Raw genomic sequence first — 19,198 nt, 5'->3', positions numbered from 1 at the left:
TATTGAAATGAGCTGGAAGTATTAGTGAGCTTTTTCAGTTTCATATTTTTCTTCTTTTCTCCAGAATGGTCACAAAATCCTATCGTATATATAGGTAAATACAGTATTTTAAGAATATACGACGGCTAGAAGTTTTTAAACTTCCAGCAATCGCATCCAAAAAATAAAGCTCGAATTATAAAACCATTCCGCCGTCCATAAGGATTTCCGTTCCGGTCATGAAGCTTGCCACATTGTTATCTGACAAGTAAATAACAGCTTTGGCAACATCTTCCACAGTTCCCATTTTTTGTAAAGGGATTCCGCTGATTAACCATTCATCAAGACTTTCCAATGTTTTTTCGTCCAATCCCGCTTTGGTCATAATTTCCGTCTTTGTAGGCCCCGGACTTACCAAATTTACCCTGATTTTTCTTGGAGCTAATTCTGCAGCAGCGGTTTTTGCAATGGAATTCAATGCAGCTTTGCTTGCTTGGTAAATAGAGCTGTTTGGTTTAAAGGTTGTTGCAACGTTGGATGAAAGGAACACCACCGAACCACCGTCGTTCAATAGGGGAATAAATTTGCTTAAAGTAAAATAAGCTCCTCTGAAATTAATACTCATTACATTGTCAAAATTTTCGGCGCTCATATTTTCGATCGAACCTAAAGTTCCGGTGATTCCTGCATTAATAAACAAGATGTCAACTTTTCCAAATTGCTTTTCAACTTCAGTTTTGAAATTGTCAATGTCATCCAATTTCCCCTGATCCGCCACAAAAGAAATGGCACCTAACTCTTGCGCAGCCTTTTCAATGGCTTCTTTTCGCCTGCCGGTGATAATTACTTTTGCTCCTTCTGCGATTAACTCTTTGGCGGTTGCATATCCTATTCCGCTGTTTCCACCTGTTACGATGGCTAATTTGTTATTCAACTTATTCATTTCTTTGATTTTTTTACAAAGTTATATGGTAATGATATACTTTTGTTATCAGTATAACCTAGTATATCAGTATCATCAATTATATCATTTAATTTTACAACCATGGAAAGAGATCAGACAGAAGAACTTAGAGCCTTGCAGGACACCCTTTATTTCATTGGAGGTAAGTGGAGAATCCCTGTCATTAATTCGCTTTGCAACGGCAACCGACGTTTTCGCGAAATTGAAAGAAGTATCCCCGGAATTACCACTAGAATGCTTTCAAAAGAACTGAAAGATATGGAATTAAATAAGTTGGTTAAACGAACTGTTTATCCCGAAACTCCTGTTTTGATTGAATATGAACCCACTGAATATTGCAGGACTTTCGGGAATATTATTTCGGAAATGATTAACTGGGGTAGAGAGCATCGAAGAATGATTGTGGAGGATAAGATTTAGTATCATTTTATTTGTGTTACAATTGTGCAGCAGGAAAAAGCTGAATCATGAGCCTACTTTTGGTTAACTGAGCCGCAGTGCTTTTTATTTTTCAAATTTAGAATTTTTCCAAGCATATATTAAGGGTAATGGAGTACTCAGACCATTATGGAGATAATTGGTTTATTAAAAAACGGTGACCGCATTGTTATTGATATTGACAAACATATTCAACCTGTACTTCTATCGACACCATTTTTAATGGCAGTATTGTTACAGAATTAATGAATAGTCAGTTTGTTTTGTTCCATGAAGATGTATAAGTTCGTAACTTATGGATCAAAAAAGAAAAAATAGCATGAATTTCATCGTAAGGAACTTACTTACTTTGGGGGCGGTTATTCTATTGTTTCTGTCATCCTTTCCCATCAAAATGGGGATTAAGACGCTTATGGGCCTTCCTCAAAAAGTTGAACAGGTTGCGGGTGCAAAAGGTTCTTTTATCGGAGCAAATCATGAAAGCTGCTCAAGCTCGATCTTGACCGATGCTATAACCTTGGAAAAATCCGGTCTACACAGCGATAATATGCTTCCTGTAGCCATTCTAACAGCCTTTATCTTATTCATCTTTTGCACCTTTGGATCAAGAGATGAAATTTGTCCTCGGTACAGGAGGATTAAAATTATTGCCCCCCTTCCAATCTTTCTGCGCGACCGCAAACTGATCATTTAAAATTCGTAACAAATCTTAAGTACCTATTGGATTTTCCAATGGGCTGATTGCGTTTATTATTTTTTTCAGATTGATCGATTCATTCGGTCAAAATCCAACAATTATATTAGCATGATTAATTATCATCTGGTTGCGCTATTTACCGTTGCAGCCATTGGTCTTGCATTTTCCAGTTATGGACAGCCGAGACCCCAAACTTTGGGCAGCCTTTGGCCAAAGGTAGAAAGCACTTATTCAGGGCTTAAAGTAAAAAGCTCTGCTATCGAAGCCGCAGTGTACAATGCGCAAGCTGTAAAAACAAACCGTCTTCCACAAATAAAAGCACAGGCGCAAAATACTTTCGGAACATTTGAAGGTGCCGCAGGTGCCTTTTTTCCACAACCTGGATTTTTCAATGTTTCAGGAAATACTACTGGAACGTCTGGTTCTGCCGTTGCTGCCAATTCATTTGGCTCAGCGACAGTTGAATGGGAAATTTTTTCTTTTGGAAAACTGATGAAAGAATATGAAGCTGCAAAAACAGTTACCGAAAGACGTATCAATGAGCAGGAAGCATACATTTTGACACTAAAAAAAACACTCGCTGAACGTTATGTTATTTTATTGTATGATCAGGCAAAACTCAACTGGAACAGTAAAAATGTTAGGCGGCTCAATGAAATTCGACAATTGACAACGGGTCTTTCCAAAGCTGGTATCCGCCCGGCAGCTGACAGCTTGTTGGCACTTTCATCGTATAACCAGTCCCTTGGTGATAACGAACGTTTTGTAGGGCTCAAAAATGCATCATTGATCAAGCTGACGGAGTTAAGTGGCGATGCAGATCTTGATTATTCCTTATCTCTTTCGCACTTTAACCGACCAAGAAATTTGGGCAGAAACACGACCAACGCAATTGCTGATAGTCATCCGCTCTTAGCAGGTCTAAAAAATGAGGCGGCTTACTATTCCTATAATAGCGAAATACAGAAAAAGGCTTCGCTCCCTTCCATACGTATACTAGGTGGGTATGCTGTCCGAGGTAGCGGAATCAATCCGTCTGGACAAGTATCTGCCCGCTGGAAAGATGGATTTTCTAATACCACCGGAAATTATCTCATCGGTATCGGTGCGGTATGGAATGTTACCAATCTCAAAACCAATAGCCTTAAAAGCCATGCCTATCTGCAAGATGCTCAAAGCACTCTTTATCAGCACCAACAGTATGAGTTGTCCATGCAGTCTGACCTTAGCGCAGTTTATACGAAGATTTCACAGCAATACAAACAGCTTGAAAAGACTTCCACAGCCATGGAACAAGCAGAGGATGCTTATGAAATGTATCTTGCCAGATATAGGAGCGGTTTAATCGCATTGAGTGAATTACTTCAGATCAGGCAGTTACTTGAAAGCGCCGAAAACAATCATATTGAAGCTGCTAAACAGTATTGGCTGTTGATCGCCTATGAATCTGCATTGACAACAGATTTTGAATATCTATTCAATAATTTATAATCCTTTAAAAGAATGAATATCATCAGATTTGCGTTGAGAAAGCCGATTTCGGTCATGGTGGCCGTGCTTGCTATTGTTTTCTTCTCGTATAGTACCATAAAAAAAATAAATGTGGATATATTTCCGCAGGTTGAACTTCCGGCAATGTACATCGCCATGCCCTATGGAGGCTTATCGCCGTCCTATATGGACGGGTTTATGGCCAACGAATTTCAAAAGGTATTGTTGTTTGTCAGTGGTGTCAAAAATATAGATTTTAAGAGCATTCAAGGGTTAACCATGATGAAACTGACTTTCTATCCGGGTACCAACATGTCTCAGGCAGCTGGGGAAGTTTCGGCCTCCGTTTCCAGAGCAATGGGTTTTCTCCCCCCCGGAGCAGTACCGCCAATTGTGGTCAGGTTTGACGGTAGTTCCCTACCCGTGGGACAATTGGTCTTTGAGAGTGATCAAAGATCAATTAACGAAATCCAAACCCTTGTCCTCACCAAAATCAGACCAGTGTTTGTGGAAATACCTGGCATCACTGCGCCAGCGCCGTTCGGCGGAAACGCAAGGTCGATTGTCGTGAATGTCAATCCAGAGCTTATGCAGGCAAATGGTTTGAGTCCAGAGGACATTACAGCGGCAATCACAAAGAACAGCCTGCCCTCGCCTGCCGGAAATATTCGTATCGGCGATGAAAATCTCATGGCTCCGATAAATTCAATCGCCAGGGGGCCGGAAGAATTTCTAAATACCCCAATCCGTTCTACAGATAGCAGAACACTATATATTCGGGACATTGCGACAGTAGAGGATGCTGCTGATCAAACAACAGGCTATGCGCTGGTCAATGGAAAAAGGTCAGTTTAACTTCCTATTATCAAAAAGGCGGATGCTTCTACACTTGAAGCTGTTAAAAACCTGAAAGAATCATTACCTAAACTTAAAAACCTGCTTCCTGAAGATGTCAAGATCAACTATGAATTTGACCAGTCAAAATACATTAAGCGGTCACTTTCCAACCTGATCCATGAGGGTATATTGGGGGCAGTGTTTACAGGACTGATGATCCTTCTATTTTTAGGTGATACTCGTGGAGCAAGCATTGTTGTGCTGACTATACCAATTGCCATTCTCGCTGCCGTAATGGTACTGTATCTTTTTGGACAGACCATTAACATCATGACACTTAGCGGGCTAGCTCTATCCATCGGAATCTTAGTTGATGAAGCAACAATAACCATAGAGAATATTCATCAACACATGGAAATGGGAAAGCACAAACCGCGCGCAATCTTGGATGCCTTATTAGAAATATCAATTCCCAAGCTTCTTATCTTACTGTGTATCCTTGCCGTACTGACACCTGCATTTATCATGACAGGTATACCCAAAGACATGTTTATGCCATTATCAATGGCGGTAGCTTTTGCCATGATTGCTTCATTTATTGCTTCGCAGACCTTAGTGCCTATTTTAGCCAATTGGATGATGAAGACTAAACACAATGTAGAGGCCATTACACCGAAAAAAAGAGCCTTCTTTGAAAAATTCAGGGTCAATTATTCCTACAGAATGCGCAAATGGGCTCCACCCTCCCTTTTCCTATTTTCAATGTATATGCTCCTTTGTGGGGCTATTATTGTTATCCTTCTACAAGTGGTGGGAACGGACGTGATGCCTGTTTCCAACAGTGGAGATTTCCAGATTCGAATCCAGGCGCCGCAAGGTAGCCGTTTAGAAAAGACTGAAAAAATCGTCAAACAGATAACGGCAGAAATAGGTAAAGAAATACCAGAAAACGGTATTACCATATCCTCTGCGTTTGTAGGCCCCCAACCTGCCGGTTCTCCCATCAATCCGATTTTTCTGTTTACCAATTCTTCACATGAAGCTGTTTTACAGATTTCCATAGATCAGAAACTATACGGAGGATCAATCGAACTGTTGAAGGAAAAAATCAGGAAGAGAATCCAGACAAAACATCCAGAGGTAGCTTTTAACTTTGAACCTATGGAGCTGACTGAGAAAATCATGGGACAGGGAGCCATGACACCAATAGAGGTAAAAGTAGGCGCTCCACAGCTTAAAGGTGCTTTTCAATTTGCTTCAAAGATTGAAGATAATCTCAAGCAGATCCCCTATCTACGTGATGTACGTATTACCGAACCAACAGCTTACCCAACTTTGGAAATCGAAGTGAATCGTGACCTTGCAGGACAGTTTGGTTTAACTATGCAGGACATTACACGAAGTCTTGTTGTGGCGACTTCCTCAACTCGCTTTACGGACAAAAATCTTTGGGTAGATCCCAAATCTGGTCTCGTCTTCCAGACTCAAGTGCAAATTCCTGAAGCAGTCGTATCGTCAGAAGAATTTTTAAGATCCTTACCGTTAAAAAAAGGAAATACAAGACCGATCCTTGAAGATGTTGCAACCTTAAAAAGAGTTACAGTGCCTGCACAGGTCAATCGTAAAGGCCCAAACCGCTATGTTACCGTTGTAGCTAATTTGTACGGTAAAGATCTAGGAACTGCATCCAAAGCCGTCAGCAAAGCCATTACAGATGCTGGAACTCCACCACGTGGGATTAGTATATGGACTGAAGGAACACTGCAGCTACTGAGTGAAACACGGGGAAGTCTTCTAATAGGACTGGCAGTAGCCATCGTAGTTATTTTTTTGATGCTTTCAGCTTACTATCAATCGTTCAAAGTGCCGCTTATTATCTTATCAGTATTGCCTGCTGTAATCGCCGGAAGTCTTATCGTTCTTTATATGACCAATAGTACATTGAACCTGCAGTCGTATATGGGGGTAATTATGTCCATTGGCGTATCGGTATCCAATGCCGTTTTACTTGTAAATCAGGCTGAATTTTACCGTAAAGGGCTCCTCCTCAAGCCGGCAAATGCCGCGAGGCTCGCAGCTTCCTCAAGATTGAGACCTGTCCTGATGACTGCTGCCGCCATGCTTGCAGGAATGCTACCAATGGCTATTGGTCTTGGAGATGGTGCAGAGCAGGTTGCACCCCTCGGGAGAGCCGTTATCGGAGGGCTGATAGCCTCTACGGCAACCATTTTGCTACTTATTCCGCATTTTTTCTCCTCACTTCTTTCGCGTACAAAAATACACAGTCCATCACTCGATCCCGATGATGAGGAAAGTCAACATTATAGTCCTATAAACTCCTCTAATTAAAATGAAAAATAAAAAAGTAAATAACTCGCTTACAATAAAACTATCACTATCGTTAGTAACAATCGTGCTCTTTTCCTACTGCGGGCAAGGGGAACAAACTCCAGCTAATGCTAAAAATAGCATACAATATGATCAGGCTTTACCGAAAACTGTTGCGATAAAAATTGATAATCCTGAATATCAGATCTCTGTTCCTGCAGAACTGCGTCCTTATGAACAAGTAGCGCTCTATGCCAAAGTCACCGGTTTTGTGCAAAGATTGTTCGTAGACCGAGGTTCATTTGTAAAGAAAGGACAGCTACTCGCGGTATTAGAAGCGCCGGAAATGGATCAACGCTTAAATGCTGATCGTTCTTCGGAACAGAGGTTATACAGTGACTATCTTTTTGCCAAGCAATCTTTTGATCGGCTCAAGGAAGCTTTCCGTACTGAAGGAGCGGTTGCCGACATTGAGCTTGAGAGAAGCAAAAACGCAATGGAAAGCTCATTAGCCGCTTATAATGCATCGAAAGCTGGCACTGCTGGCACATCACAATTACGGCAGTACCTAAATATCAGAGCTCCTTTTGATGGTGTCATTACGGACAGAAACGTTTCTGTTGGTGCATTGGTAGGCAGCACTACCAATGTTCCACTATTCATGATCGCACAGAGTAACCGTCTTAGGCTAACACTCTCACTCCCTGAAAAACATGCGGCATCCATACATCAGGATATGCCTGCGACTTTTACTGTAAGCTCCAGACCCGGAGAAACATTTAGCACAAAACTTTCCCGATCTGCATCATTATTGGATCAACGGGATCGTTCGCTTAAAATAGAGTTTGACGTACCCAATAGTCAAAATAGATTACAGGGCGGCGACTATGCACAGGTAAAACTTCGCTTGAAAAGGACAAACCCTACCTTTTGGGTACCAGAGAAAAGTGTTATCAATTCACAATCTGGAACATTCTTGTTCATACTAAACCAGGGTAAAATAAAGAAAGTCGCTGTCAAAGAAGGAATTCGTTTAAATAGCTTAACAGAAGTATTCGGTCAGCTGAAACAAGAAGATATGGTTTTACTCAATCCTTCGGAAGAAACCAAAGAAGGCAAAGTAAATACAGCTAACAACATTTAATTTTTATAGAAATGCTAAAAAATAAAATGAATAAAAAAATGAAAGTACATCAAAAAGATAGTTTAACGATGATTGTCGTTGCGACCTGTTTATTTGCACTGACAGCCTACGGAAATTCAAAAAGTACAAAAAATGAAAATACGAATATTTCGGAAAAAGAAATGATCACAACCACAAATGAAAACACAGATCCTGTATCTTTTAAAAACGAAGATGGAGAGTCTATCTCGACGATGGATCTGAAAGGAAAAGTCGTCTTCATTAATTTCTGGGCCACCTGGTGTCCTCCTTGTATCAAAGAATTGCCATCGATCAATGATTTAAAGAAACAGTACGAAAGAAATAAAAATATTGTTTTCCTCATGGTCGATGTAGATGCTGACCTGGAAAAATCAGTCTCTTTCATGAAAGACAATAAATATGACCTGACTGTTTATATGCCAGAAACACCTATACCACCAACATTTTTAGGGAACTCCATTCCTACAACCGTAATTTTGGGTAAGGATGGAAAAATTAAGGAGCGGATAGAAGGAGGGCGAGATTACGCTGCTCCTGATATCAAAGTTTTGTTAGATGATTTAATCGGCGAATAATCAGATTTATTACAAAATAGAGGAGCCAAATGGCTTCTCTATTTTGTATTTGGCCTACATTAGTCTCGCGCTATGCGAGTCTTCGAAAATTATCACAATTCTAGACATGACTTGATCTGTACTTACATTTTAATCAATTCAACTCGGCGATTTTTTGCTTTGTTCTTTTCGGTATTATTGTCAGCCAAAGGTTTTTCAGCTGCGAAACCCTGAGATTTCAAACGATCTTTAGCAATATTTTTTGCCAATAAACTTTTTAATACTGCTTCGGCTCTCTGTTGTGAAAGCTGCATGTTGTGTGCCGTAGGTCCTTCATTGTCAATATGGCCGTCAATGGATAGTTTAAGGCTCTTATTATTAAGATTATAAAGAGATGTACTTTTTAGGAACGTTATTATTCCAAAGTTGTTTTGACACTCCATTTTCAATATCTGACAGATCATCATACATTATATCATGAATCAGTCCTAATTTACCATAATGTTCATCACTATATACGCTCATGAATTCAACAAAGCTTCCGTTTATTGCTGAATTGAACCCTAAAGCCTGCAAAACACTTCTATATTCTTCCTGATATTTAGGCAAAACTTCATCTACCTTATCTTGCAAATATGTTTTTAACTTCTCTGTCAACTTCATATCTTTTTTACTATATAGACAAATATAATAACATATACCAGGCAATCCAGTTTCGAAAATTCTGAGACTTTAACTGGCTTACAATACTATTTACCGGGGCCCCTTATGAATAAGCTAACTTCAATTTTTCCGTAGTTCAGTGAGGTGTGTCCCTTAAAATAAGTGTGGCAACAATAAATTGTATTCAGGTTTTGCTTCGGCCAAACACTAATTAAATGTGTGACGAAATTCTAAAGGGGACATCGCTGTTTTCTTTTTAAATAGCTTATTGAAAGATTGCGGGTATTCAAAACCTAACTGAAAAGCAATCTCAGAGACAGATAAGTTACTTGAAATCAAATATTGCTTTGCTTTTTCAATCAACTTTTCGTGAATATGATGTTGTGCATTTTGTCCTGTAAGAGAGCGAAGCATATCACTCAAATAATGAGGTGAAAGATTGAGTTTGCTGGCAACCGAATCTACTGTTAAAAGTCCGTTCCGCAAACCTTCCTGACTGTCAAAGTAATCATTTAATATCTGTTCCATTTGCGATAACAAATCGTTGTTCACAGCCTTTCTTGTAATGAATTGTCTGTCGTAAAACCGCTTACAATAATTCAGAAGCAAATCAATTTGTGAAAGAATAATATCTTGTGTATGCTGGTCGATATGTTGGTATTCTGTGGCAATCTTTTGAAAAATCTCAATGATATTCTTTTCTTCCCGCTCAGAAAGATGGAGAGCCTCATTTACTGCATAGGAGAAGAAATCATAGTTTTTTATGATATTAGCCAATGGGTGTTTTTGCAAAAAATCAGAGTAGAACAGCAGAGAATATCCTGTACCACAATTTTCATTGATCATTTTAACCTCATCAAATTCAAGCGACTGGACCTGATTCGGTGCGAGAAAGGTCATCGTACCTTTGTTAAAATCATAATATCGCTGTCCGTATTTCAGCTTTTTAGCGATATCTTTTTTTAACGAAATACAGTAAAAGTTTAAGGAAAATTTTTTCCATACATCACTTTCAACAAGCCGTGTTTTGGAGACATCAGCGACGCTTACAAGTGGATGCAATGGTTCTGGCAAAGACAATAGCTTGAGATATTCTGATATAGAATTGATATGATACATAACAAAAAATATAACACTAATATACAAAAATAGATTATCCCAAAATCTGTTTGCTAAGCTCTTTTCTGAATTCTTCTGAACCAATTTCATCACGTCTTGCAACTGTTGCAGTTACATCTGCACCTGCCACATAATGTACCTTATCCTTGCCATCAGTAGCTGCCTGATAAACTACTGCAGCAATCTGTTCGGCAGTTGAAGCAGCACTTGCCATTCCGCTAAATACATCAGTTATCTTTTTCTCCAAGTTCTGATATGCCGGGTGGATGACATTGTCTATATTATCGTTAAATTTTGTGGCAATTGCACCTGGAGCTACTGTTTTTACACCAATATTGAACATAGACAATTCATAAGACAGTCCTTCACTCCAACCTTCCAAGGCAAATTTAGTCCCATTATAGACAGACACCAGAGGAAAACCGACCACTCCGGCTAGAGATGTGGTGGTAATAAACAAGCCACTTCTCTTTTCTCTGAAATGGGGAATGAACGCTTTCGTAACACGTACTGTCCCCAAGACGTTAGTATCAAAGATCTTTACGATCTGCTCATCTGAAACGCCTTCCAATGCAGCACTTTGTCCATATCCTGCATTGTTGAACACCACGTCGATATTGTACAGTTCGATAGCTTTAGCTACAGTTTCGTTGATTTGATCAGGATTAGTAACATCAAGCGGTAAAATAGTTACGTTTTCTAATTGACTAAGTTCTGTTTCCTTTTCAGGGGTCCGCATTGTTGCTATTACGTTCCACCCTTTGCCTTGAAATAATTTGGCAGTAGCTTTCCCTAAACCTGTTGAAGCTCCTGTAATAAAAATTGTTTTTGACATTGTTTCCTTGTTGATATTTTAATAATACAAATGTCGTTGGAAATAAAAACTTCAACGTGTCCAAATTGGGGACAGTTGTATCCAAAATGGACCTATAAGTAGTTTGCTGACACTTTAATTTTCATGTTTACAGTAATCAAGCTTGGTTTTGATTTACCGGCCATTGGAATAACTCTTAAAAAATCTTATCCCAAATAAATCAAAACAACCAACCAAATAATCCTATCAAGGCACTATATTTTAGCCCTTAATCTAACCGGAACCTCTACTTTTAGAAAAAAAAGAGCCCAACAGAACACGTTTGTTCATGTCGGGCTAAACCAAATATACTATCCTGAACTACGCAAATGTTCGGCGGATAATCAAAAAAAGAATTAGTCATGGACCACCTCAAAATTTAAAAACCCAATCGGTAAGCTTTTGCATTGGACCCACATCATGCAGAATGTGCAACTCTAAATGTAACTAGGTTACCTATGGCATCAAATTTATCAGTTCGTGTAGCCTCCGCTGGAAAAAATGGTCTGATCGGTACTTACCACTCCTTAGCAACTAGGAACTTGATTTAAGCGGACAATATTCATAATACAGTAGGCACGAATCAAATTAAGCACTGTTTATCCATAAATAACAACATAGAGATACTTATGTGATATATTTGAGATATATGCGTATCGACGGTATATTTCTGTGCCTCTTTATTTCTTACATCTTTAGATATATTTCAGTGGATGAGTGATGTTATGCATTGTCTGGATTTAGCCCTTTGTTTTGTTAACGATCAATACTATCGCTGCGATCCGTACAATAATAGCATACCAATGATGTTTTGCATTGATTTTTGGTATTTGTTGGTTGTTCAAACTTAATATCAAGATACAAATAAGAAGTGTCGTTACAGGAGCATGCGAAATCTATTGAAAAGCAGTCGCCTTCACGGGCATAAATAGTTAAATATTCACTTGCCCAATAAATTAAAACATTTTTTTATTACTATGCAAAGCAGTACAGATTTTAAACTAATCAATCAGATCCTGCTCTTTCAGTTTATCCAATATCAAGTTTACTACGGCAGAAGCTTTATGCTTTTCAGTATAATTTATCCATTCAAATGAGTGGATTTCGTTTGCAGCTTCCGGCACACCTGAGTAATCAGCAAAATAACATTTCATCCTAACCATGATCCCAGCATCCTTTCCGTCGGCAGGAGCTTCAAATGTACCAAAATAACGGACCGAGTCTTCTTTAATCTCTACATTCAATTCTTCCTTTATTTCTCTCTTCAAACATTCAATATCGGATTCATCGGACTCTCTTTTACCACCTGGCAAATAAAGTTTTAATTTAAATTTGGAAAGTGCCACCAATACTTTTTTATCTAAAATATTGATTAAAGCAACTTTATCTATTATCTTATTATCCATTCTTATTTTTTTGTAAAATTACCCTTTACGTAACGTTTTAAGTCAATTTCAGAATTAGAGATTATGCACTCCTAAACTTCCTAATAGTTTGCTAAGTTATTAACCATGGATATCATTCTTCTATTCTATCCAAATGTGTCCCATTGAATAAGTTCTGGCTTTGCCAGCCACAATTACTCTTTCGTTTTTGTCCTCACAGTAGAGCTGGCCTCCTCTTTCTGAAAGCTGGCGGGAGAAAAGCTTATTTTTTCCTAATCTTGATGACCAAAGCGGAATAAGTGAGCAATATGCTGATCCTGTTACCGGATCTTCAAGAATTGTTGATTGTGGAGTAAAATATCTTGAAACAAAATCACTATCGGTACCTGTCGCTGTCACAACCACTCCTCCCGGATCCAGGTTGATAAGGTCAAAAACGGATCTTTCAATTTTTATATTTTTTATATCTTCCTCAGATTTATATAATAGAACATAATCTCTTGACTTAAAGATTTCCATAGGCTGTATATTAAGCGACTTGATTATAATATCCGGAAGAGTTGAGGGTTCCGGCATTCTTGATGGGAAATCCATATAATAAATGCCATCTTTTATATCAACGTTTAATTCTCCGACTTGCGTTTCAAATATAATTCGGCTTTTATTATAATTTAAATGTGAAATTAGGCAGTGTGCTGCGGCGAGGGTAGCATGTCCACATAGATCCATTTCAATCTCAGGTGTAAACCATCTCAAATGGATGGTACTACCGTTGTCAATAAAGAACGCAGTTTCAGCCACAGCATTTTCTTTGGCTATTTTTAAAAGTAACTCATCAGGCAACCACCTTTTTAATGGAACAACACAGGCTGGGTTTCCGTGGAAAATTTCTTCTGTAAAAGAATCTATCTGAAATAATTCTAATTTCATTGATTATCTATCTATTTAGTTTTTTAATATATAATGTAAGCTTAAGCCTGCTCAGAAGTAGGAATTTCATTAATATGATAGTAGATTTTAAGCCCCCTTTCCTTCGCCAGCCTAACGTCTTGGTCTGCACCTTTTGATTCACCTTCGATCCGCAAAACGGCATCACATTTTTCTAGGATCCGATGGGCAACAGGATACTGAATTCTATCCCATTGTTCATCTCCAATCTTTTGCGATCCTGCTAACTTAATTAACGGAAGTGCAAGCCATTCGCCGACTATAGGAACATGTCCTTTATTAAAAATGTCCAAAGCGAACTCCTCCAATTTATCTAGATTATTCTTTATTAATGTTGGGTCATCATTGGTCCCACCTCGATATGGACCTGAAATCATTATAAGCATCGTTTTATTTATTAGTCTACAGACACAAATTAACGACCATTTCGTTGAAAAAAAAATAAACTACTTTAAGCCTTTTCCCTTTTTATGCTTAATCATACTCAAAAATTCGGGGGTAATTCCCAAATAGGAAGCTATTTGCTTTTGCTTTACGTTTTTTGCGACCTCCGGATATTTGCCAACAAATATTTCATAGCGCGCCTCCGCTGATAACGAAAGGTTTTGAATTACACGCAGCTGTTCTCTTATGTATGCGTTTTGCATCAGAATCCTAAAAAATTTCTCAAATTGCGGTATGGCTATATACAAATAATCTAAATCACTCTTTTTTAATTGGTAAATTACACTATCTTCTATAGCCTCAATAGTTAACATGGCCAGTTTTTGATTAATAAAACAGTACATGTCAGTTACCCACCAGTCATTAATAGCAAACATAATAGTGGCTTCTTTACCGGATTCATCCAGAAAGAAAGCACGTAATGCTCCTGACTCAACAAAATAGATATTTTCACACAATTGTCCTTGACTCAATATTATACTTTTTCGGGGTATTTGTATTTTTTTTAACCGAGATAAAAACACCAAGAATTCCGCCTCATTTAAAGTTATATGTTTACTGATGTTTTCTTGGATTATTTGATGATTCATACTCTTTTATCTGATTTTTTTTGCGATTTCGTATTTAAAATTACTGTAATAAACTTTAAAATAGGAAATAGAAAACTATTTTAGCCTAAACTATTCTATAGAAAAAACAATACCGAAAAAAGACAGTAGATTTCGTAATCTATTAAACAACAACGCCAAAGCGACTATAAAATGGAAGCTAATTTTGAAACTTTTGTAGCAGATTTCTTATCAAATTTTTCTAATTGCCATCATGAATGTCACATTAATTTGGATGCCTATCCATTCGGAGTAAACCGCTCCTATCTAAACTATTCTATTTTCTGTCTCATTGATAAACGCTAGGACTCAAATTCCTCCTACAGGAACGATTGCTACACATCTCGATTCGACGCTTCGTTACTTTAACGCCATCGGTCGAAGAGATAAAGATCACTGAGTTTGCACAGCCAGTGATCGCATCTCCACGGATGGTCAGACCAACGCTCCATATCATAGGGCGATAATATCGCCGGATCCGAAATACTGCATCTTTTGTTATTGCTGAATGGTCGGTGGTGTCTGTCTGTCTTTTGCGACAAAATGGCCTCCTTCCTCGAGCTCATGAAATCAATTTCCAGACTCCTGTATATTATTTGCTATGACTTTCTTATACTCGTTCGGCGTCATTCCAAATTCTTCCTTGAAATATTTTCTAAAATATTTGGTTTCATTAAATCCGACTAGAAATGCAACTTCATTCACGTACATCTGACTTTTTTCGAGCAATTCCGCCGCTCTTTTTAGCCTAATAAAACGAATAAATTCCGATGGTGTTTTATCCGTCAAAGCGAGGATCTTTTTATAGAAATTCACTCTGCTCATCGCCATTTCCTGGCATAGATCTTCAACCAAGAAATCTGTTCTTGCAATATTGGCCTCCACAATGGAAACAGCTTTTTGTATAAACTTCTGATCCATTGAAACGATCTCGGGCTTCGTTGTCGAAATATCAATTTTCGATCTAAACTTCTGCTGAAGCTGCTTTTGCATTTTAGCAATGTTAGCGAGGGTGACACGAAGAATATCGATATTAAAAGGTTTCGAAATATAGGCGTCAGCACCTGCTTCCATACCTTGGTATTGATTTTCATCCGAACACTTTGCAGTGAGAAGCACAACTGGGATATGCGAAGTCCTTATATCCTGCTTAATCGTTCGACAAAACTCATATCCGTCCACATTTGGCATCATCACGTCACAAAGAACAATATCCGGAATATGTTCAACAGCAAGATTATATCCCTCTTGTCCATCCTTTGCAGACAGAATCCTGTAATCGCGATTAAACAGGTCCTTTAAAAACAAACGAAAATCTTCGTTATCATCAATAATCAGCAGCGTGTAGATGCCAGAGCCTGCGTCCATAAACGTTTCCTTCTCTTTTTCGGCGATCTCCTGATCATATTGTTCTACTTCAGCACCAGAATAGATTACGTCTTGCTTGTTTACGCTATAAGATTCATTTGGCATAGGCAGATAGACTGTAAAGGTTGTCCCTTTACCCAGTTCGCTTTCAACTTCGATGGTGCCAGAATGCAGTTTCACAAATTCACTGACAATATGAAGTCCAACACCGGTCCCCGCTATACCATGCGTCTCATTGGACTCGATTCGATAAAAACGGTCAAAAATAAGATCCAAATCTTCTTTTGCAATCCCTATACCAGTATCACAAATACGGATAATCAACTGTTTGTCAATCTGATGATCGACAACCATCTCGGATATATCAATCTGGACATCCACATGTCCCTTGTTCTTTGTGTACTTAAAAGCATTGGATATTAGATTTGACAACACCATATACATTTTATCCTTATCAAATCGCATATCAACATATTGATAATTGGCCGTGAATGTCAATTTGATAGATTTTTCAGCAGCTATAGATAGAAATGATGTGCAGATTTCTCTTACAAATTCGACGATATTGCCCGACGATATATTTAGCCTCGCTTTGTCCTGATCGAGTTTTCTAAAATCCAATATATCATTGACCATTGTCAGCAGTTTTTGTGCATTTTTATACATCACCCCCAATACTGTGCGTTGTTCGGGATAAGTGGAATCTTTCAGCAACATCTCGAGCGGGCTGATGATCAGTGACAAGGGTGTCTTAAATTCGTGGCTGATATTAGTAAAAAACTTCAATTTTAACTGGTCAATTTCATGCAGTTTATCCGCTTCCAACATACGTGCATTTTGGTCCAGTTGATCCTGTTTTCGCTTTAAACGATACCGAATAAAAAAGCGGACAAGCCCGATAAAAGCCATGATATAAAAAACGATCGCCCACCAGGAAAACCAAAAAGGCGGTTTGACTATAATATGCATCACTATGGCCGTCGGTGACCAAACATTGTCCTCGTTGCCTGCATAGACCTTAAGCACATAATGGCCTGGATTAAGATTAGAATAGGATGCAAATCCGGTACTACGGGATGTCTCTATCCATTCTTTATCAATACCTTCCAATTTATACCTATATCTATTTTTCTCAGGATGTATAAAGTTGAATGCCGAAAAACGAATGGTAAAATTTGTTTCATTATATTTGAGGACGATCTGGTCGAGGTCTACAATGGAACGGGGAAGCACCAAGTGATCATTTCTTTTATCACCGGGATTTATGAGTTCATTAGACAATAACAACTCAGTGAAGCGTGCACGGGGAACACTTTTATTGACAGGAATCTTTCTTGGATAAAAGCCCACATAGCCTTCCGTGGTACCCATATATATTTTACCTGTTTTATCCGTGTATACCGCATTGGGATTAAAAACCATACCTGTCAGCCCATCGCTCAGATCAAAGGCCAAAACAATGCTCTTATGTTTGCCCCCTTCACTCGACATGTATTGTATGCGGTTGAGTCCATAGCTTGTACCCGCCCAAATATATCCATCTTGATCCTCGGCCAATGAGCGTACGTCATCACTGGATAAACCGTCTGCCAGTGTCAGTATAGTACAGCCGCCTCGATTACCATCGAAGATCTTTATTCCCCTTTTTGTTGCCAGCCAAATACGTCCTTTAGAATCCTTCATAAGCTGGTACACAGGCACGGCTGATGCCTTATCCTGAAAATCAGGATTTGAGAAATAGGGTAATATGGTCTGATCAGAGCCAATTTTATACACGCCGATATCCGAACTGAAGCTAATCATGCCATCCGCACCCTGAGCGGCTGACAACATGAAATCAGAACGTAACTTGCTATTTTCTCTATTAAAATTACTAAATATACTGCGGCTGGGATCTAATCGGTCAATCCCTCCTCCTAGCGTCGCAATCCATAGATGATGACCCGAATCTTCCGTTAAACCATAAATACTCAGGTTAGAAAGGCCTTTTCTATTTTTCCCCTCCACTTTATACTGCGTAAATCTCTGGCCATCATACACATTCAAGCCGCCCATAAATGTTCCCACCCATATTCTTTTTGTATGATCTTCAAAAAGAGCAGTTACAATATCCGAAGATAGACTGCTATCGTCGCCACGTTTATTCCTAAAAAAATGGCTTTCTCCACTTTGTTCATTTAACTTGATAAGCCCTTTACCATTGGTACCTAACCACAGATTATCATCTTTGTCTTTGATGATGCTGCTACAATCAAAAATAGTATTTCCACGACTGGATCCATTTCCTATTGCCGTACTTGGAAACTTGAACATATCCGGATGATAATAAGAAACCCCGTTTTTATAAGTACCCGCCCAAACGATTCCCTCGGGGTCACAATACAGGCTGACGATGGAATTCTGACCAAGTGAACTGCTGTTGTATTCTTCGTGCTGAATGACCTTGACTGTATTCTTTTTTTTATCAAATAGATTGATTCCCCCATGATCAGTTGCAATCCATAATAATCCCTGATGATCCGATATGATTCCGCGGACAAATGAATTGGAAAGTGCCGGTTTACTGTCGATATCGAGCTGCTGCCATTGATCGTTTGTCTCATTATAGCAAACTGCCCCCTTATTATTCAGCCCGGGATATATCCAGACCATATTGTCTGAATCGATAAAAATGCGTTTGGGAATCAAAGAGTTTATCGGTGTACGCGTCAGCTGATTTTTACGTAAATCGACTTTTCCGGTGCTGCAATTTAAACGCTCCAGTAGCCCATCTTTATGGAGTATCCACACGAATAGACCTTTTACCGCGATCTCGACGATCTCAGTAGATAAGATGGTCGTTGGATCGTTTAACGGTTTATAGGCAACAAGTTTCTTCGTTTTTGGTTCAAATTTATATACCCCTTTATCCGCATAGGCAACAATGAAATTTTTAAGTTGATCTATCTGAATCGAAACGGGATTTGCAGGAAGACCCATCTGTTCAAGAATCGAATCCGTATTGTTGACAAAAACCTCCTTACGCCAGTCAAACATCACATACTTATTGCCCTGCATCCAGAGATTCCCTTTTTCATCTTCAACAATTTTTTTCATTGCATCATAATGGGTATCCGCCAGTGCATCGCTGCTCCGATTGAATACTTTGATTCGCTCACCGTCGTATCTATTTAGACCAGTATTGGTTGCAAACCATACAAAACCTCTACTATCTTTATGGATAGCAACCACCTCATTTCCAACAATTCCATTACGCGTATTTAATTGCGCAAATTTATAAGCTTGCCCAAAGCTGGATATGGTAAAAAAAAGTAAAATCAGAAAGAATAGATGTTTCATTGGTTATCGTCTCAAGAA

General features: G+C 38.7%; 16 protein-coding genes and 1 pseudogene. 6 read left to right on the top strand and 11 right to left on the bottom strand.

The features are described 5' to 3' along the window. Positions 1 to 175 precede the first annotated feature (175 nt). Positions 176 to 922 carry an SDR family oxidoreductase gene (locus tag DCO56_RS11430; protein WP_108633909.1) on the bottom strand — a complete coding sequence of 249 codons (747 nt, stop codon included), beginning with the start codon at positions 920 to 922 and terminating at the stop codon, positions 176 to 178. A 102-nt stretch (positions 923 to 1,024) separates the two neighbouring features. On the opposite strand from DCO56_RS11430, the gene DCO56_RS11425 reads away from it, so the two are divergent. The 6 genes and pseudogenes from DCO56_RS11425 to DCO56_RS11400 all read left to right on the top strand — a co-directional run bounded on the left by DCO56_RS11425 (position 1,025) and on the right by DCO56_RS11400 (position 8,474). Further along, entirely contained in the window at positions 1,025 to 1,363 is a 339-nt protein-coding gene (locus DCO56_RS11425) for a winged helix-turn-helix transcriptional regulator (RefSeq protein ID WP_108633908.1), read from the top strand. 337 nt (positions 1,364 to 1,700) lie between these two features. Next, on the top strand, positions 1,701 to 2,075 hold the full coding sequence (locus DCO56_RS11420) for a hypothetical protein (protein WP_146191031.1): 375 nt from the start codon (positions 1,701 to 1,703) through the stop codon (positions 2,073 to 2,075). Between the two features lie 111 nt (positions 2,076 to 2,186). Further along, entirely contained in the window at positions 2,187 to 3,569 is a 1,383-nt protein-coding gene (locus tag DCO56_RS11415) for a TolC family protein (protein WP_108633906.1), read from the top strand. Between the two features lie 12 nt (positions 3,570 to 3,581). Next, positions 3,582 to 6,755: pseudogene (locus DCO56_RS11410) on the top strand (efflux RND transporter permease subunit). A 1-nt stretch (position 6,756) separates the two neighbouring features. After that, complete coding sequence (locus DCO56_RS11405; protein ID WP_108633905.1) at positions 6,757 to 7,878, top strand: efflux RND transporter periplasmic adaptor subunit; 1,122 nt, start codon at positions 6,757 to 6,759, stop codon at positions 7,876 to 7,878. Positions 7,879 to 7,916: 38 nt separating this feature from the next. Then, a complete protein-coding gene (locus DCO56_RS11400) occupies positions 7,917 to 8,474 on the top strand; it encodes a TlpA family protein disulfide reductase (RefSeq protein WP_108634526.1) in 558 nt (185 codons plus the stop codon). 122 nt (positions 8,475 to 8,596) lie between these two features. Here the strand turns inward: DCO56_RS11400 and DCO56_RS30085 are convergent, their stop codons facing one another. The 10 genes from DCO56_RS30085 to DCO56_RS11360 all read right to left on the bottom strand — a co-directional run bounded on the left by DCO56_RS30085 (position 8,597) and on the right by DCO56_RS11360 (position 19,180). Next, complete coding sequence (locus tag DCO56_RS30085; RefSeq protein ID WP_181390526.1) at positions 8,597 to 8,896, bottom strand: OmpA family protein; 300 nt, start codon at positions 8,894 to 8,896, stop codon at positions 8,597 to 8,599. Then, positions 8,838 to 9,116, bottom strand: a complete 279-nt coding sequence (locus DCO56_RS29060; protein WP_146191030.1) for a hypothetical protein — start codon at positions 9,114 to 9,116, stop codon at positions 8,838 to 8,840. The genes DCO56_RS30085 and DCO56_RS29060 overlap by 59 nt, the downstream gene beginning before the upstream one ends. A 207-nt stretch (positions 9,117 to 9,323) precedes the next feature. Continuing rightward, positions 9,324 to 10,235 (bottom strand): helix-turn-helix domain-containing protein, encoded by a 912-nt coding sequence (locus tag DCO56_RS11390; protein ID WP_108633903.1) that lies wholly within the window; start codon positions 10,233 to 10,235, stop codon positions 9,324 to 9,326. A 34-nt stretch (positions 10,236 to 10,269) separates the two neighbouring features. Beyond that, entirely contained in the window at positions 10,270 to 11,070 is an 801-nt protein-coding gene (locus DCO56_RS11385) for an SDR family oxidoreductase (protein ID WP_108633902.1), read from the bottom strand. Between the two features lie 1,019 nt (positions 11,071 to 12,089). After that, on the bottom strand, positions 12,090 to 12,494 hold the full coding sequence (locus DCO56_RS11380; protein WP_108633901.1) for an NUDIX hydrolase: 405 nt from the start codon (positions 12,492 to 12,494) through the stop codon (positions 12,090 to 12,092). A gap of 120 nt (positions 12,495 to 12,614) precedes the next feature. Continuing rightward, a complete protein-coding gene (locus DCO56_RS11375) occupies positions 12,615 to 13,403 on the bottom strand; it encodes a PhzF family phenazine biosynthesis protein (RefSeq protein WP_108633900.1) in 789 nt (262 codons plus the stop codon). A 41-nt stretch (positions 13,404 to 13,444) separates the two neighbouring features. Then, on the bottom strand, positions 13,445 to 13,798 hold the full coding sequence (locus tag DCO56_RS11370; protein WP_241254744.1) for a DUF4406 domain-containing protein: 354 nt from the start codon (positions 13,796 to 13,798) through the stop codon (positions 13,445 to 13,447). A gap of 69 nt (positions 13,799 to 13,867) precedes the next feature. Beyond that, entirely contained in the window at positions 13,868 to 14,455 is a 588-nt protein-coding gene (locus DCO56_RS11365) for a Crp/Fnr family transcriptional regulator (RefSeq protein ID WP_108633898.1), read from the bottom strand. Positions 14,456 to 14,838: 383 nt separating this feature from the next. Next, on the bottom strand, positions 14,839 to 15,039 hold the full coding sequence (locus DCO56_RS29055; protein WP_146191029.1) for a hypothetical protein: 201 nt from the start codon (positions 15,037 to 15,039) through the stop codon (positions 14,839 to 14,841). Between the two features lie 4 nt (positions 15,040 to 15,043). Beyond that, the gene (locus DCO56_RS11360; protein ID WP_108633897.1) at positions 15,044 to 19,180 is read right to left on the bottom strand and encodes a hybrid sensor histidine kinase/response regulator transcription factor; all 4,137 of its coding nucleotides are present in this window, start codon (positions 19,178 to 19,180) and stop codon (positions 15,044 to 15,046) included. Between the last annotated feature and the right edge of the window lie 18 nt (positions 19,181 to 19,198).

It is taken from the genome of Sphingobacterium athyrii (assembly GCF_003071065.1).
Classification (GTDB): domain Bacteria; phylum Bacteroidota; class Bacteroidia; order Sphingobacteriales; family Sphingobacteriaceae; genus Sphingobacterium; species Sphingobacterium athyrii.
Note: the sequence above shows the minus strand (reverse complement) of the source record. Positions and strands in the feature narration are given on the sequence as shown.

Bases quoted from the DNA above. Each gene is read 5' to 3' on its own strand.
- DCO56_RS11430 (WP_108633909.1), bottom strand. From the start codon at position 922: ATGAATAAGTTGAATAACAAATTAGCCATCGTAACAGGTGGAAACAGC.
- DCO56_RS11425 (WP_108633908.1), top strand. From the start codon at position 1,025: ATGGAAAGAGATCAGACAGAAGAACTTAGAGCCTTGCAGGACACCCTT.
- DCO56_RS11420 (WP_146191031.1), top strand. From the start codon at position 1,701: ATGAATTTCATCGTAAGGAACTTACTTACTTTGGGGGCGGTTATTCTA.
- DCO56_RS11415 (WP_108633906.1), top strand. From the start codon at position 2,187: ATGATTAATTATCATCTGGTTGCGCTATTTACCGTTGCAGCCATTGGT.
- DCO56_RS11405 (WP_108633905.1), top strand. From the start codon at position 6,757: ATGAAAAATAAAAAAGTAAATAACTCGCTTACAATAAAACTATCACTA.
- DCO56_RS11400 (WP_108634526.1), top strand. From the start codon at position 7,917: ATGAAAGTACATCAAAAAGATAGTTTAACGATGATTGTCGTTGCGACC.
- DCO56_RS30085 (WP_181390526.1), bottom strand. From the start codon at position 8,896: ATGGAGTGTCAAAACAACTTTGGAATAATAACGTTCCTAAAAAGTACA.
- DCO56_RS29060 (WP_146191030.1), bottom strand. From the start codon at position 9,116: ATGAAGTTGACAGAGAAGTTAAAAACATATTTGCAAGATAAGGTAGAT.
- DCO56_RS11390 (WP_108633903.1), bottom strand. From the start codon at position 10,235: ATGTATCATATCAATTCTATATCAGAATATCTCAAGCTATTGTCTTTG.
- DCO56_RS11385 (WP_108633902.1), bottom strand. From the start codon at position 11,070: ATGTCAAAAACAATTTTTATTACAGGAGCTTCAACAGGTTTAGGGAAA.
- DCO56_RS11380 (WP_108633901.1), bottom strand. From the start codon at position 12,494: ATGGATAATAAGATAATAGATAAAGTTGCTTTAATCAATATTTTAGAT.
- DCO56_RS11375 (WP_108633900.1), bottom strand. From the start codon at position 13,403: ATGAAATTAGAATTATTTCAGATAGATTCTTTTACAGAAGAAATTTTC.
- DCO56_RS11370 (WP_241254744.1), bottom strand. From the start codon at position 13,798: ATGATTTCAGGTCCATATCGAGGTGGGACCAATGATGACCCAACATTA.
- DCO56_RS11365 (WP_108633898.1), bottom strand. From the start codon at position 14,455: ATGAATCATCAAATAATCCAAGAAAACATCAGTAAACATATAACTTTA.
- DCO56_RS29055 (WP_146191029.1), bottom strand. From the start codon at position 15,039: ATGAGCTCGAGGAAGGAGGCCATTTTGTCGCAAAAGACAGACAGACAC.
- DCO56_RS11360 (WP_108633897.1), bottom strand. From the start codon at position 19,180: ATGAAACATCTATTCTTTCTGATTTTACTTTTTTTTACCATATCCAGC.